The organism is Nonomuraea sp. NPDC049709 (assembly GCF_040674815.1).
Classification (GTDB): Bacteria; Actinomycetota; Actinomycetes; order Streptosporangiales; family Streptosporangiaceae; genus Nonomuraea.
The window spans coordinates 1-14,393 of the sequence record NZ_JBFANM010000146.1 but is presented as its reverse complement, the minus strand read 5'-3'; the positions used below and the strand labels follow the sequence as shown (position 1 = coordinate 14,393).

17 protein-coding genes are annotated in these 14,393 nt (G+C 72.9%); 7 read left to right on the top strand and 10 right to left on the bottom strand.

The features are described from left to right. Positions 1-257: 257 nt before the first annotated feature. From AB0J69_RS59540 to AB0J69_RS59525, 4 genes are all read right to left on the bottom strand, one after another. The gene (locus tag AB0J69_RS59540) at positions 258-407 is read right to left on the bottom strand and encodes a hypothetical protein (RefSeq protein WP_364137759.1); all 150 of its coding nucleotides are present in this window, start codon (positions 405-407) and stop codon (positions 258-260) included. Continuing rightward, positions 404-1,849 carry a protein kinase gene (locus AB0J69_RS59535; RefSeq protein ID WP_364137757.1) on the bottom strand — a complete coding sequence of 482 codons (1,446 nt, stop codon included), beginning with the start codon at positions 1,847-1,849 and terminating at the stop codon, positions 404-406. Before AB0J69_RS59535 ends, AB0J69_RS59540 begins: the two co-directional genes overlap by 4 nt. A 220-nt stretch (positions 1,850-2,069) precedes the next feature. Continuing rightward, on the bottom strand, positions 2,070-2,930 hold the full coding sequence (locus AB0J69_RS59530) for a siderophore-interacting protein (RefSeq protein WP_364137755.1): 861 nt from the start codon (positions 2,928-2,930) through the stop codon (positions 2,070-2,072). An 85-nt stretch (positions 2,931-3,015) separates the two neighbouring features. After that, positions 3,016-3,678, bottom strand: a complete 663-nt coding sequence (locus AB0J69_RS59525) for a TetR/AcrR family transcriptional regulator (RefSeq protein WP_364137753.1) — start codon at positions 3,676-3,678, stop codon at positions 3,016-3,018. A 145-nt stretch (positions 3,679-3,823) separates the two neighbouring features. Here AB0J69_RS59525 and AB0J69_RS59520 point away from each other — a divergent pair, with 145 nt between their 5' ends. Together AB0J69_RS59520 and AB0J69_RS59515 are read left to right on the top strand one after the other, a co-directional pair. Next, complete coding sequence (locus tag AB0J69_RS59520) at positions 3,824-5,497, top strand: FAD-binding dehydrogenase (protein ID WP_364137751.1); 1,674 nt, start codon at positions 3,824-3,826, stop codon at positions 5,495-5,497. 187 nt (positions 5,498-5,684) lie between these two features. Continuing rightward, positions 5,685-6,287: an STAS domain-containing protein gene (locus tag AB0J69_RS59515; RefSeq protein WP_364137749.1), complete on the top strand. Its 603-nt coding sequence runs from the start codon at positions 5,685-5,687 to the stop codon at positions 6,285-6,287. A 9-nt stretch (positions 6,288-6,296) separates the two neighbouring features. Here AB0J69_RS59515 and AB0J69_RS59510 read toward each other — a convergent pair whose 3' ends face one another. Then, on the bottom strand, positions 6,297-6,794 hold the full coding sequence (locus tag AB0J69_RS59510; RefSeq protein WP_364137747.1) for a MarR family transcriptional regulator: 498 nt from the start codon (positions 6,792-6,794) through the stop codon (positions 6,297-6,299). Between the two features lie 104 nt (positions 6,795-6,898). Here AB0J69_RS59510 and AB0J69_RS59505 point away from each other — a divergent pair, with 104 nt between their 5' ends. Further along, positions 6,899-8,392 (top strand): FAD-binding oxidoreductase, encoded by a 1,494-nt coding sequence (locus AB0J69_RS59505; protein WP_364137745.1) that lies wholly within the window; start codon positions 6,899-6,901, stop codon positions 8,390-8,392. A gap of 25 nt (positions 8,393-8,417) precedes the next feature. Here AB0J69_RS59505 and AB0J69_RS59500 read toward each other — a convergent pair whose 3' ends face one another. Then, positions 8,418-8,918, bottom strand: coding sequence for a MarR family transcriptional regulator (locus AB0J69_RS59500; protein ID WP_364137743.1), 501 nt, complete (start codon positions 8,916-8,918; stop codon positions 8,418-8,420). A gap of 89 nt (positions 8,919-9,007) precedes the next feature. Here AB0J69_RS59500 and AB0J69_RS59495 point away from each other — a divergent pair, with 89 nt between their 5' ends. Next, the gene (locus AB0J69_RS59495; protein WP_364137741.1) at positions 9,008-9,844 is read left to right on the top strand and encodes an aldo/keto reductase; all 837 of its coding nucleotides are present in this window, start codon (positions 9,008-9,010) and stop codon (positions 9,842-9,844) included. 211 nt (positions 9,845-10,055) lie between these two features. On the opposite strand, the gene AB0J69_RS59490 is transcribed toward AB0J69_RS59495, so the two are convergent. The 4 genes from AB0J69_RS59490 to AB0J69_RS59475 are packed head-to-tail and all read right to left on the bottom strand — an operon-like array spanning position 10,056 to position 12,526. Next, positions 10,056-10,463, bottom strand: a complete 408-nt coding sequence (locus AB0J69_RS59490; RefSeq protein ID WP_364137739.1) for a VOC family protein — start codon at positions 10,461-10,463, stop codon at positions 10,056-10,058. Then, on the bottom strand, positions 10,460-11,236 hold the full coding sequence (locus AB0J69_RS59485) for an ArsR family transcriptional regulator (protein ID WP_364137737.1): 777 nt from the start codon (positions 11,234-11,236) through the stop codon (positions 10,460-10,462). Before AB0J69_RS59485 ends, AB0J69_RS59490 begins: the two co-directional genes overlap by 4 nt. A gap of 45 nt (positions 11,237-11,281) precedes the next feature. Continuing rightward, positions 11,282-11,704 (bottom strand): hypothetical protein, encoded by a 423-nt coding sequence (locus AB0J69_RS59480; RefSeq protein ID WP_364137735.1) that lies wholly within the window; start codon positions 11,702-11,704, stop codon positions 11,282-11,284. Between the two features lie 9 nt (positions 11,705-11,713). Further along, positions 11,714-12,526 (bottom strand): helix-turn-helix domain-containing protein, encoded by an 813-nt coding sequence (locus tag AB0J69_RS59475; RefSeq protein ID WP_364137733.1) that lies wholly within the window; start codon positions 12,524-12,526, stop codon positions 11,714-11,716. Here AB0J69_RS59475 and AB0J69_RS59470 point away from each other — a divergent pair. The 3 genes from AB0J69_RS59470 to AB0J69_RS59460 all read left to right on the top strand — a co-directional run bounded on the left by AB0J69_RS59470 (position 12,525) and on the right by AB0J69_RS59460 (position 14,267). Next, on the top strand, positions 12,525-13,064 hold the full coding sequence (locus AB0J69_RS59470; protein WP_364137731.1) for a TIGR03086 family metal-binding protein: 540 nt from the start codon (positions 12,525-12,527) through the stop codon (positions 13,062-13,064). The two genes, AB0J69_RS59475 and AB0J69_RS59470, sit on opposite strands and share 2 nt — an antisense overlap. 126 nt (positions 13,065-13,190) lie before the next feature. Next, entirely contained in the window at positions 13,191-13,856 is a 666-nt protein-coding gene (locus AB0J69_RS59465) for a DUF998 domain-containing protein (protein ID WP_364137729.1), read from the top strand. Between the two features lie 36 nt (positions 13,857-13,892). Next, entirely contained in the window at positions 13,893-14,267 is a 375-nt protein-coding gene (locus AB0J69_RS59460; RefSeq protein ID WP_364137727.1) for a YciI family protein, read from the top strand. The last annotated feature ends 126 nt before the right edge of the window (positions 14,268-14,393 follow it).

The window sequence follows — 14,393 nt, the reverse complement described above, 5'->3', positions numbered from 1 at the left end:
GGCAAGCAGTGCTCTCATGGGGGTGGCCCTTCGGGTAAGGCGGATGGCCGAACCATAAGATGTCGAGCAGAAGGCCGCAATATTTCGACGAGATTGCGCAAAGAAATAACTGTCGATCGCCGGACTTTGAGGATCTTCTCCCAGCGTGTGCCTACGAGCTGCGGCTCCGGCGGAAACTGACGGAGCGCAAGGGACGACGTCAAGTCAGCGCAAGAAGCTGCAAGACTTGCGCTGACCGGCGACCTGACTTGCGCGGATCAGACCTGGCCGTCCGGGCGGCGGCGCACCAGGAGGTGGTCCCAGTGGCTGATGGCCCGGCCGGCGTGCTCGTCTGCCAGGGTCAGCAGGCGGACCTCGCGGACGCCTGCCCGTACGGCTGCCTGAGCCCTTGCTCCAGCAGGGGTCACAACCCCTGGACCAGGGCGATGATGACCGAGGTCAGCGCGACCGGCCCCATCACGGCCACCGTCACCACGATCGGGCTGCGGCCGGGCAGGAGGCGGGCGAGGGCGTTGGAGGCGGTCCGCCGCACCGCGCCCGCGCCGGGCAGCACGAACAGCCCCAGCGTGAACGCGCCGGCCGCCAGCGACTCCGCGTGGCTGCCGCTCAACCGGCCGGCCATGTGCAGGAGGCTCCCGGCGACCAGGCCGAACGCCAGCGACAGGAACATGTGGCCCGCCGTCACGAGCGCGGTCCTGGACAGCGTCGGCCGGGTCTCGGTCTCGGCGAAGTAGTGGTCGGCGGCACGCAGCGCCAGCGTGATCGCCGCCGCCACCAGGCCCACGGCGACCGGCATGAGCACGGTGAACGCGACCAGCGTCACGAGCATGAGCACCCCGACGAACCCGCTGCTGTGCAGGAACCGCCGCAGGTCGAAGGGCTCCGCGGGGGCCTGCGGGCGCTCCCGCTCCCGAGCCGCGTGGACGGTCGGCGCCGCTGCCGGGGACGGCGGCTCCTCCTGGCGCCTCGCGGCGTATTCGACCGGCGGGAGCAGGTCGGACACGATGTCCATGGTCAGCGTACGCTCGCTGATCCGCCCCGGCGGGCGGCCCGCCGGATCGAGCGCCCTGGCCATCCGCAGCAGCTCACGCGCGCTGGGCCGGGCCGCCGGATCGACCTGCAACGCCAGGCTCAGCCAGCCCCGCAGCCAGGCCGGCGCCTTGTCGATCTGCGCCCGCCCCTCCATGGTGTTGAAGCAGACCGCCTCGAACGTCCCCGTGCCGAACGGCGGCAGCCCCGTGGCGGCGAAGAACACCGTGGAGGCCAGCGCGTGCACGTCGGCCGCCTGGGTGATCTGCGAGTCGCGGATGATCTCCGGCGCCAGGTAGCCCGGCGTGCCGACGAACATCCCCGTCTGCGTCAGCCGGGACGCGTTCACCAGATGGGCGATGCCGAAGTCGATGACCAGCGGCTCCCCGTCGACCAGCATGACGTTGGTCGGCTTCAGGTCCCGATGGATCACCCCGGCCGCGTGCACGTCCACCAGCGCCTGGCACAACCCCTCGGCGAGCCGGACGACCTCACGCGCCTCCAGCGGGCCCTGGGACAGCACGGTGTCCTCCAGCGTGCGGCCCTTGGCGAACTGGGTCACCACGAAGGGCCGCCCGCCTGACAGCTCGGCGTCGATCACCTCGGCCACATAACGGCTGCGCACCCGCCGCATGGTCTCCACCTCGCGGAACAGCCGGTCGCGCGCCTTGAGGTCGGCGGCCACGTGCGGGTGCAGCACCTTGATCGCGACCTCGCGGCCCGCGCCGTCGAGACCGAGATGGACGACCCCCATGCCGCCCTCGCCGATCTTCCCGATCACCCGGTAGGGGCCGAGATGCTCCTGCGTCTGCGTGCTCATTCCCGACGTCATCCTCCGTGATCCCCCGGCACGCCATGCTTGCGTGTGCACTGACGGGACATTCTCCCGCAGTGCTCCCCCGAGATGCACAGTAAGCGACGATCGGCCCGAGTGCGCCACTTCCGGCAGGGGAGCCCGTGACGGATCCACCGACATGCCGTGCGCATCCTGAAGGAGTGCCCGCCCGCCGCCGGAGGAGAGCGGCCGGGCGGGCACCGGCTCATCGCGTGGCCGGGTCGCCCAGGACCTTCGCCTCTTCCTCCTCGATCTGCTGGTTCCACTCCGACTTCGAGGACTGCCAGCCGTCCTCGTCACGGCCGAGCCGCCAGTAGCCGGAGATCGACAGCTGCTCCAGCGGCACGCCCCGCTCCACCCGCAGATGGCGCCGCAGCTCCTTGACGAACGTGGCCTCGCCGTGGACGAAGGCGTGCACCGTACCGTCGGGGAACTTCGCCTCCCGCACCGCCCGCACCAGCGCCTCGCCCACCTGCCCGCCGTCGCGGTGCAGCCACACGATCTCGGCGTCGCAGGCCGTCGGCAGCCCCTGCTCCTCCGCGGCGTCCGCCACCTCGACGAAGACCTTGGCGTGCGCCCCGGCCGGGACCCGCTCCAGCGCCGCGCCGATGGCCGGCAGCGCGCTCTCGTCACCGGCGAGCAGGTGCCAGTCCGCCTCGGCGCTGGGCGCGTACGCCCCGCCCGGGCCCAGGAAGCGCAGCACGTCGCCCGGCCTGGCCTGCGTCGCCCAGGGCCCCGCGAGGCCCTGGTCGCCGTGGCAGACGAAGTCGATGGCCAGCTCCCCGGCCTGCGGGTCCCAGGAGCGGACGGTGTAGGTCCGCATCACCGGCCACTGCTCGCGGGGCAGCTCGGCCCGGATCACGCCCATGTCGAACGGCTCCGGATAGGTCACCCCGGGCACCGGGAACAGCAGCTTCACGTAGTGGTCGGTGAACTCGCCCGCACTGAACCCGGCGAGCCCCTCACCGCCGAGCACCACCCGGATCATGTGCGGCGTCAGCTGCTCGGTGCGCAGCACCACGCCGGTGGTGCACTTTGGCGCACGCCGTGCCGTTTCGGTCGCCATGGGGGCTCCCTCCCTTGCGTTAATTAGGCAAGGCTAACTTAACCAGAGCGTCGCCCTGCCGTCGCGGCCGAGCAGGACGACGAGCCTATTCACGCGCGCGGGTCAGCAGGGCGGTGAGGAGGCGGGTCAGCCAGGCGCGGGCGGCGGGCAGGTCCCCGTCGAGCAGGAGCTGGATGGTGACGCCGTCGTAGGCGGCGACGACGGCACGGGCCGCGCCGGGCACGTCGCCGATGGCGGGGGGCAGGGCGAGCCAGGCGCGGGCGGCGTGCAGCCGCTGTTCGACGGCGGTGCGCAGGCGGTCGCGGTGGGCGGCGAGCCGGTCGGCGACGGCCGGGTCGCGGGCGGCGTACAGCAGGAAGTCGGTCTTGACCAGCAGCCAGTCGCGGTCCAGCAGGAGCGTCGCGGCGACGCGCTCGATGATCGCCTGGATCGGCGGTCCGGCGGCCTCCTCCACCGCCCCCTCGACGGACAGGGCGGCGGTGACCTGGTCGGCGATGAGGTCGGCGCGCTCGTCGTAGAGGGCGAAGAACAGCTCGTCGAGGCTGTCGAAGTTGGAGTAGAAGGCGCCCCGGGTGTAGCCGGCGGCCTCGCACACGTCCTCGATGCGCACCCGTCCGAACCCCTTGGCCGCGAACACCTCGAACGCCGCCGCGAGCAGCCGGGCCCGGGTGCGGCCGCGCCGCTTGGTGACGCGGGGCGCGGCGCCGTCCGGCCGGCGCCGCTGACGGGCCGGGGTGGGAGAGCTCACGGAGCCACGCTAGCCCCATTTACATACACGTACGTATCCGATACACAGATGTATCCGATACGGTGGGCGCCACCCGGGCGGCCACCGGCACCTGTATGTCCCCCGGGCCGTACGGCGGCCTCCGGCAGTGAGGAGCACCCCCGCCATGGACGCGGACGTCATCGTCGTCGGCGCCGGCCTGGCCGGCCTGGTCGCCACCCACGAACTGACCGCCGCGGGCCGGAAGGTCGCCCTCGTCGACCAGGAGAACGCCGCCAACCTCGGCGGGCAGGCGTTCTGGTCCTTCGGCGGCCTGTTCCTGGTCGACACGCCCGAGCAGCGCCGCCTGCGGGTCAAGGACTCCTTCGAGCTGGCGTGGAGCGACTGGCTGGGCAGCGCCCAGTTCGACCGCCTGGACGACGAGGACTCCTGGGCGGTCAAGTGGGCGCGCGCCTACGTGGAGTTCGCCGCCGGGGAGAAGCGCTCCTGGCTGGCCGGGCACGGCCTCACGTTCCTGCCGACCGTCGGGTGGGCCGAGCGCGGCAGCCTGCGCGCCGACGGGCACGGCAACTCCGTGCCTCGCTTCCACATCGCCTGGGGCACCGGGACGGGCGTGGTGGAGCCGTTCGTCCGCTCCGCGCACCGGGCCGCCGCCGCCGGGCTGGTGCGCTTCTACCACCGGCACCGGGTCGACGAGCTGGTCACGACCGGCGGCTCGGTCAGCGGGGTGCGCGGCACGGTGCTGGCCGACGACGACTCGCCTCGCGGGGTCGCCTCCACGCGCGAGCAGATGGGCGAGTTCGAGCTGAGCGCCCAGGCGGTGATCGTCACGACCGGCGGCATCGGCGCCGACCACGACCTGGTACGCCGGTACTGGCCCGAGCGGCTCGGCCGGCCACCCGCGCACATGGTCACCGGCGTCCCGGCGTACGTCGACGGCCGGATGCTCGACATCGCCGCCGGCGCCGGGGTCAGGCTGGTCAACCGCGACCGGATGTGGCACTACACCGAGGGCCTGCACAACTGGGACCCCGTCTGGCCGGGGCACGGCATCCGCATCCTGCCCGGCCCGTCGTCGTTGTGGTTCGACGCCCTGGGCCGGCGGCTGCCCGAGCCCTGCCTGCCCGGCTACGACACCCTCGGCACGTTGCGACACCTGCGCACCACCCCCGACATCGCCGAACACGACCATTCCTGGTTCATCCTCAGCCAGCAGATCATCAAGAAGGAGTTCGCGCTGTCGGGCTCGGAACAGAACCCCGACATCACGAGCAAGGACCGCAAGGCGTTCCTGCGCGCCCGCCTCCTCGGCAAGGGCGCGCCCGCCCCGGTCGAGGCGTTCAAGCGGCACGGCGCCGACTTCGTCGTGGCCGACACCCTGGAGGAGCTGGTGGCCGCGATGAACGGGCTCACCGACAAGCCCCTGCTCGACGCCGCGGTCATCCGCGCCCAGATCGAGGCCCGCGACCTGCAGATCACCAACCCCTACAGCAAGGACGTCCAGGTGCAGGGCATCCACAACGCCCGCCGCTACCTCGGCGACCGACTCGGCCGGGCCGCCGCCCCGCACCGGATCCTCGACCCGGCGGCGGGGCCGCTGATCGGGGTGAAACTACACATCCTCACCCGGAAGACGCTCGGCGGGATCCAGACCGACCTCGACTCCCGCGCCCTCGGCCTGGACGGGCAGCCGATCGACGGCCTGTACGCGGCCGGCGAGGTCGCCGGGTTCGGCGGCGGGGGCGTGCACGGCTACAACGCCCTGGAGGGGTCGTTCCTGGGCGGCTGCCTGCTGTCCGGCCGCACCGCCGGCCGCGCGGCCGCCGACCGGACGGCCTGACACCCCCGTTCGGCGCGGCGCCGCCACCGGAGGCACCGGTGAACGGCACCGGGGACTCCCTGATGCGAGGACGTGCCCGTGCGGGGGATCGTCGTACCGTACGGCCGGCCCGGTGGAGGACTGCCAGTCCCCCGCCGGGCCGGCCGCGCATGGCAGGTCCCCCACACGAAAGGTGAATGGTGCGCGCATGGGCGCCTCCCGGCAACGCGAGCCCTCGACCAGTCCCGCGAGGGTCTCCACCACGCCGCTGAACCTGGCCCATGGGCGTCTTCCCGGGGTGTGCCTGATCGCGGTGGGCGGTGAGATCGACATCGCGAACAGCGCACGGCTGGCCCGCCACGTCGGCCGCGTCCGGCGGCCCGGCGACCATGTGGTCTTCGACCTGACGAGGCTGTCCTTCATGGACTGCTCCGGCCTGCGCGTCCTGCTGTCCAGCGCCCGGCGGGCGGCGGACGACGACGCGGGCGTACATCTGGCGGGTGCCCGCGGCGCACCCGCCCGCCTGCTGCGGATCGTCCGGCTGGACGCGCACCTGCCGATGTACGACACGGTCGCGCAGGCCGTCACCGCCGTCCGTCGCGACGGACTCACCGTGGACGACCGGCGCATCCTCCAGCGCATCCACGCCCTCACCGGCGAGGAGCACGACCTGCACGCCTCACGGCAGGAGCCGCCTCGCCCCGATCGAGGGCTACCTGCGACGGCCACCCGACGGGGGCGGCGCGCGGAGGGGGACGTGCCGATCGCGGTGTTCGAGGAGCATCACTGGATGCCCCAGGCCCGGCGCTGAGGAGGGGTCTCAGGACGACGACACGTCGAGCACTGACTCCACGGCGGCGCACGGATCCGTACGGGGACGCGCCTCGTGGATCGTCGCGGCCGCCCGCATCGTGATCTCGCGCAGGGCGGCCCGCTCGTCCGGCGTGAGGCCGCCGAGGATGCGCTCCTCCGCCGCCGCGACCCGGCTCTCCGCCTCGGCCAGCACCTGCCGGCCGTGCTCGGTGGCGACGATCAGCCTGGCCCGCCGGTCCTGCGGATCGGGCCGCCGCTCGATGAGGCCGACCTCGGCGAGGTCGTCGAGGAGGTAGACGAGCACGGTGCGGTCGATCACGAGCCGGTCCGCCAGGGCCCGCTGCCGCTGCGGCTCGCCGTGCGCGACGGCCGCCAGCACGTGAAAGCCCCTGCTGCTTCCCGGCATGCCGCGCAGCGCCTCGTCGACCTCCTCCTGCCAGGCGCGCAGCACCATGCCGAGCGACCAGCCCAGGTTGCCGGCGGAGAGCCTCTCAGTCGATGCCACGCGTCCAGCATACCGAGGAACAAGTTGTGTCGAAGATATGTTGCGGTGCATATAAGTTGTCATCCTGATGAGTTGCTTGGCAACCTAACTTGTGAGGACACCGCATGTCTGACCACGGTCACGAGCTCCTGCTCGGCACCTTCACGCGCGAGCGCGCCCGGTCCGGCGCCGGCGCCGGCACCGCGCCCGCGCGCTCGGCCGTCGCGCTCGCCAGGCGGCACGACACTCTCGACTACGACGCGCTGCCGCCGTCGCTCGCGCGGAAGGCGATCGAGCCGGGCGACCGCGCCTACGACGACGTGCGCCACACCTACACCCGCACCGGCTCGCCGGCCCTCGTCATCCAGGCGGAGAACGCCGACGACGTCGCGGCGGCCCTCGCCTACGCGCGGAGCCAGCACGCCGAGATCGCGGTACGCAGCGGCGGGCACGGCATCAGCGGCCGCTCCACGAACAACGGCGGCGTGGTCATCGACCTGTCGAGGATGAACGCCGTCGAGGTGCTCGACCGGGCGGCCGGGCGGATCCGCGTGGAGCCGGGAGCCCGCTGGGGACACGTCGCGCGGGCGCTGGCGCCGTACGGGCTGGCGATGAGCTCCGGCGACTACGGAGACGTCGGCGTCGGAGGCCTGGCCACCGCCGGCGGGCTCGGCTACCTGGCCCGCAGGCACGGGCTCACGATCGACCACGTCACCGCGGCCGAGATCGTGGTCGCGGACGGGCGCAGGCTGCGCGTGGACGCCGAGCACCATCCCGACCTGTTCTGGGCGATCCGCGGGGCGGGCGGCAACTTCGGCGTCGTGACGGCGTTCGAGCTGGACGCGTACGAGGTCGGGGACGTCGCCTACGCGACGATCACTGTCGACGCCACCGACACCGCGGGCTTCCTCGTGGAATGGGCCCGGCTGGTCGAGCGGGCCCCGCGCGAGATCACCAGTTTCCTGTCGCTGTTCCCCGCCCGCCGGGGAGCGCCGGTGACCGCCCAGATCACCCTCGTGTACGCGGGCGACGACGTCGAAGCGGCGCAGAGCGCCCTCAGCCCGTTCCTCGGCGCCGGCCCGGTCCTGCACCAGCAGGCGCAGCTCGTGCCCTACCACCTGATCGTCACCCCGCCGGAGAACCGCCACCAGGGCCACGGGCTGGAGAACACGCGCAGCGGCCTGCTCGAACACCTCACCCCGGAGGCCGCCGGCGTCATCGAGGAGATGATGCGGTCGGGCGACATCCCGATCGTGCAGTTCCGCTCCATGGGCGGCGCGGTGCACGACGTGCCGGCGGACGCCATGGCCTGGCCGCACCGCACCCAGCAGTTCTCCGTGCTCGCCGCCGCGACGCCGAGCCGCGTGCCCGCCCTGAACGCGAGCTGGGCGCGGCTCTACCCGCAGCTGAACGGCATGTACCTGAGCTTCGAGACCGACACCCATCCCGACCGCCTGCTCGACGCCTTCCCCGAGCCCGTGCTGACCCGCCTGCGCGCGCTCAAGGCCGAATGGGACCCGGACGACGTCTTCAACCGCAACTTCAACATCACACCCGCGGGTGCGGAGGAGGCCGTGGGGGCGGAGGAGGCCGCCGCGTCGGCGGGCGGTGGCCGGTGACGGCGATGCCCGGCCGCCCGGCGGCCTACGCCTCCGGCCCGAAGATCTCGGGGTACGGCCCGGGCTTGCCCGGCGCGGGGTCCAGCCGGGCCCACAGTGCCCGCAGGATCTCCCGCAACTGGCCCACCTGCTCGTCGGTGAGCGGGTCGAACAGGAGCTCGCGCACTTCCTCGACATGCGCGGGCGCGGCGCCCGCCAGGACGGCGGCGCCGGCGTCGGTCAGCTCTGCCATGGTGATCCGCCGGTTGTCCGGATGCGGCGAGCGGCGCACCCAGCCGCGCTCCTCCAGCCGGGCCACCGCGTGCGACAGGCGGCTGAGCGAGGAGTAGACCAGCGTGGCCAGGTCGGTCATCGTCATGCGCCGCTCGGGGACGTCCGAGAGCGTCGCCAAGATCATGTAGTACGTGTACGGCATGCCCGCGTCGCGCTGGAGCTGCCGGTCGAGCGCGTCGCCGAGCAGCCGGGTCGTCCACAGGTACGCCCGCCACGTCCGCTGTTCGTCGTCATTGAGCCACCGTGTCTTCACACCCGGCATCCTAACTTGAACTCTCAACTGTGGCCGTGTAGCGTCCCGGTCGAACGCTAACTTGAGAGCTCAACTGTTAGGGAGACATCATGAGGATCGGCGACATCGAGGTGGGCGACCTCGGTTTCGGCACGATGCGGCTGGCCTCCGACGGCACGATCTGGGAGCCGCCGGCCGATCGCGGGGCCGCCACGGCCGTCCTGCGGCGCGCGGTGGAGCTGGGGGTGCGGCTCATCGACACCTCCGACGCGTACGCCCTGGGCGCGGGCGAGGAGCTCGTCGCCGAGGCCCTGCACCCGTACGCGGACGATGTGGTGATCGCGACCAAGGGCGGCGTGGCCCGGCCGAGCGTCGAGGAGTGGATCCCCCTGGGCCGCCCCGAGTACCTGCGCCAGCAGGCCGAGCTGAGCCTGCGCCGGCTCCGCCGCGACGTGATCGACCTGTACTACCTGCACCGCGTCGACCCCCAAGTCCCGCTCGCCGACCAGATCGGCGCCCTGGAGGGGTTGCGGCAGGAAGGCAAGATCCGCCACATCGGCCTGTCCGAGGTGACGGTCGGCCAGCTCGAGCAGGCCCGCGAGATCGCGCCCGTCGCCGCCGTGCAGAACCTCTACAACCTCATCGACCGCACCCATGAGGAGGTGGTGGACCACACTGGCAAGCACGAGATCGCGTTCGTCCCGTTCTTCCCGATCGCCGTGGGCGACCTCGGCGCCGTGACGGCCCTGGCGGCCGAGATCGGGGCGACGCCGGCCCAGACCGCGCTGGCCTGGCTGCTGCACCGCTCACCGAACATCATCCCCATCCCGGGGACGACCTCTGTGCGGCATCTGGAGGAGAACGTCGCGGCGCGGGATCTCCGGCTGACCGACGAGCAGTTCGCCCGCCTGGACCGCCTCGGCCGCCCGGTCGATCAGCTCGCCTGACCTGCGCGTCCTGCGGCGAGCCCGGCGTCACGGCCCGGGACGCGGTCGCGGGCCCGCGACCAGGGCGGCAGGAGGCGTCACCACCGCCCTCGGTGCGGGGCGGGACACGGTCGCCGGTGAGGTCCGCGCCGGTGCAGGGGGTGGCCCGGTCAGGTCCGGGCCGGTGCGGGGGTGGCCCGGTCACGTCCGGACCGGTGCGGGGGTGGCCCGGTCACGTCCGGACCGGTGCGGGGGTGGCGCGGGCGTGGGCGGGCTGGAAGAGCTCGACGAGGTTGCCGGCCGGGTCGGTGAGCAGGATCTGGCGCCCGCCGGGGCCGGAGACCGCGTCGCCGAGGAAGGACAGCCCGGCCCCGCGGAGCCGGTCGATCTCGGCGTCGAGGTCGTCGACGACGAGGTGGATGCGGTTGCGGCCGGCGGCGGTGCCCTCGGGGGTGGCCCGGGCGCCGGAGCTGGCCGGGCCGGACAGCAGGAGCCGCAGCGGCCCGCGTACCACGTCGGCGAAGGCGGGGGCGGCGTCGAGGCGCAGGGTGAAGCCGAGGTGGGTGGTGTAGAACGCGACGGCGGCGCCCACGTCGTCGACGAGGTAGCGGACGCTCGCGAACTGGTCGGGTGTGGTCATGGCTGGTCCTCCTGTGGTGTGAGTTGAGGGAGGAGGTAGTGGATGCGGGTGTCGATCTCCGCCGCCGTACGGGCGAAGGCGGGGGGCCCGGCGCCGCCCGGCGCGGCCGGGTCGGGGATGCTCCAGTGGACCCGCCGGGAGTGGTCGCCGAAGTCGGGGCAGACCTCGCGGACCCTGTCGCACAGGCTGATCACGTAGTCGAACCGGTGGCCGGCCATGGTGTCCAGGTGCCGTGGGCGCTGATCCGCCAGGTCGATGCCGTAGCGCTCGCGCAGGACTCGTACGGCGTCGGGGTGCAGCCGCTGCCGGGGGTCACTGCCCGCGCTGGTCACCTCGACGCGGCCGCCGGCGCGGTGGCGCAGCAGGGCCTCGGCGATCGGCGACCGGGCACTGTTGCCGGTGCAGGCGAACAGCACGGCGGGCCGACGCGCCGGACCGGGCCCGGACGGGGAGGCCGGGTGGACCGGGGCGGGGCCGAGGCGGAGCGCGGGGTGCAGAGCGGCACCCGTGGCGGCCAGCGCGTGGGCACAGCGCTCCAGATCCAGGTGGTAATAGCTGTCGCGGGCGTCGAAGCTGCTCCGCTGCGCGGTGACCAGCCCGCCGTCACGCAGCAGCCGCAGATGGTAGGAGACCAGGTTCTGCGGCTCGCCCACCAGGCTCACCAGCTCGCGGACCCGGTAGTCGCTCCCGGCCAGCTCGGTGAGCAGCCGCCACCGCAGCGGATGGGCGGCCAGCCGGACGAAGGCCGGGGCGGCCTGAGGTGAGGACACCACGTTCCCGACGATACATCAAATCCATTTGATGTACATGGGCGGCGGTCAGCGCTCGTCGGCGGCCCGCGTGCGGACGATCGGCAGGTCGCGGCACGGCTCCAGGAACCTCTCCATGTACCACCCCAGATCGACGAACTCCGGCAGGTGCGCGATGGTGCGGTAGTCCAGCAGCGGGAGCAGGGAGACCACCGTCCGCTCCTCGTGGAACAGCACGTTCGCGAAGGTCTCCCCGTCGGGCAGCCGGGCGGTCAGGCCCACCGACTGCCCGGCCTCGTAGCAGGCGCGCATGTCGCGCCTGGCCTCGGCCAGGGCGGCCGTCGGCACGATCTTCCAGTCGAAATCGGTCGAGTACCAGACGGCGTCCTCCTCACGCAGGAACTCCCAGCCCGCCCGGGCGAGCCGGTCGAGGATGTCCTCGAAGTGGACGCCGTGCCGGAACTCCAGGTCGATCGAGACGTCGCGGCTCACGTCTCCTCCTCAGGCCGAGGTCAGGCGCTGGTAGGCGGCGGGCGGGAGGCCGACCACGGCGGCGAAGTCGCGGGTGAGGTGGGCCTGGTCGGTGTAGCCGAGCTCGGCGGCCAGGCCGGCAGGGGCGAGGCCGTCGCGCACGCGTTCCGCCGCCTCGTGCAGGCGGAAGCGGCGGATGACCCATTTCGGGCCGATCCCGACGTACTCCTGGAACAGGCGCTGGAGGGAACGGACCGACGTGCCGGCCAGGGCGGCGAGCTGGTCGACCCGGGTGATGGTCTGGTCGGTCTCGGCCGCGGCGACCCGTTCGATCAGCGGGTCGATCGGCGCGTCGGGCGTGGGGCGCAGGTCGAGGAGGAAGCGCTCGATCAGGCGCATGGCCTCCTCGTCCGGCGACGCGAGGACCTCCCGCCACAGCGTGGCACCCGCCGGGCCGTACATGTCGGGCAGCGAGACGAAGCGGCCGGTCAGCTCCGAGACCGGGCCGCCCGCGAACGGGCGGAAGCCGCCGGGCCTGAACCGCAGCCCCACCACCCGGCCGCGCCCCTCCAGCGTGCAGGAGAACTCGCCGGGGATCACGCCCGCGACCCTGGCGTACTCCTCGGTGACGGTCAGGTTCACCGTGGGGTGGGAGATCAACCGCTGGGTGTACGGCTCCGCCAGGTCCCACGTGCTGATCCAGAAGTGCTCGGCGTACGGCGACAGCCCTTCCGCACACGAGTGCCGGCTGTGGCCGAAACCCGCGCGTACGGGATCGATCCAGCCGCGCTGTCGCGTTTCTACAAGACGCCGCGCGGCGCCCCCGGCAGGCTCCTCACCCATGCATGACATGATGACGCAGGCGGCCGGGCGCACGGGCGCGCTGGCGGCCGGAGTGCGCGATGACCAGCTGGGGCTGCCCACGCCGTGCTCGGAGTTCGACGTCAGGGCGCTGATCAACCACCTGGAGTGGGTGGCGGACCTGTTCGCGTCGCTGGCGGGCAAGGGCCCGATGGTGGAGCAGCGCGAATACGCGGGCGACTTTCCCGAGCGGGCGCGGCGGATGCTGGCCGCGTGGGAGCCGCCGGAGGCGTCGGAGGGCGAGAGCCCGGCCATGGGGCTGCCAATGCGTACGGTGGCCACGATGGCGCTGTTCGACCTGGTCGTCCACGGCTGGGACCTGGCCAGGGCCACCGGCGCCCCCTTCGACGCCGAGCCGGAGACGGTCAAGGCGCTCCTGGGCTTCGCCGAGCACATGGCGCCGATGGGCCGGCAGCAGGGCATCTTCGCCGACCAGGTGACCGTCGGCCGGGACGCGACGGACCTCGACCGCCTGCTCGCCCTGACCGGCCGCGACCCGGAGTGGGCCCCAGGTCGGTGAGCCGACGGCGCCCGCCGAAAAAATCTTGAAAAGATTTCGTGGCGGGTGTCGAATCGGGGTCTTCCCGTTCGCAGCGTACGCAGAGGGCCGGAAAGAGCCGGCCCCGCGGACGCGAGGACGAGGACCATGACCCAGCAGCTCACCCACACCGCCACCGGCCCGATCTCCCCCGTGCGCCCGCTGCTGGGCCTCGGCGTCGTCGCGGGCCCGCTGTACGTCACGGTCGCCCTGGCCCAGGCGCTCACCCGGGAGGGCTTCGACCTGACCCGCCACCCCTGGAGCTTCCTGGCCAACGGCGACCTGGGCTGGATCCAGACCGCCAACTTCGTGGTCACCGCCCTGGCGACCATCGCCTGCGCCGCCGGGCTGCGCCGCGCGCTGTCGCCGGGCCGGGGGGCGCGGTGGGCGCCCCGGCTGATCGGCGCGTTCGGCGTCAGCATGATCGGTGCCGCGATCTTCCCGGCCGACCCGGCGATGGGCTTCCCGGCCGGTACGCCGGAAGGGCCCGGCGTGATCACCATGTCCGGAATCGGGCACATGGCCGTCGGCGCCGTCGGGTTCCTGTGCATGGTCGCGGCCTGCTACGTCATCGCCTCCCGGTTCGCCCGCGAGGGCCGCACGGGCTGGGCCGTCTACTCCCGCGTCACCGGCACGCTGTTCCTCGGCGCCTTCATGGGTATCGCCGGTGGGGGCGGCGTCGCCTGGTCCAACATCGCGTTCATCGCCGGGATCGTGGCGGTCTGGTGCTGGCTGTCGCTACTGTCGCTGAGCCTGTCCCGGACCGCCGCCTGACCTCGACCTTTCCACCACTCGTCCAAGGAGGACATCATGCGCTACCTGGTCACCCTCAAGGTCGCCGCCCAGCCCGAAGGTCCGCCGCCGGCGGACCTCATGGAGGCCATCTTCAAGCTCGGCCAGCAGGCCACCGAGTCCGGGGCGCTGCTCGACAACAGCGGCCTGGCGCCCAGCTCCGAAGGGGCCAGGGTCGAGGTGTCCGGCGGGCGGCTGACCGTCTCCGACGGGCCGTTCGCCGAGGCCAAGGAGCTGATCAGCTACGCACTCTACGAGGTCAGGACCAAGGAGGAGGCCGTGGAATGGGCCTCCCGCTTCGTCAGGCTGCACCTTGACCTCTGGCCCGGCTGGCAGGGCGAGGCGGACGTGCTGCGGCTGTTCGGGCCCGAGGACTTCGCCCCTCCCGCCTGATGCGCCACCTCCGGGGGGGGGGGGGGGGCGGCCGCGCGAGTGCCCCCACACCCCCGCGCCCGGGCGGCCCCCCACGCCCGTACGACTGTTCGACGAGCGGCTGACCACGGTCACGGCGCAGCAGGG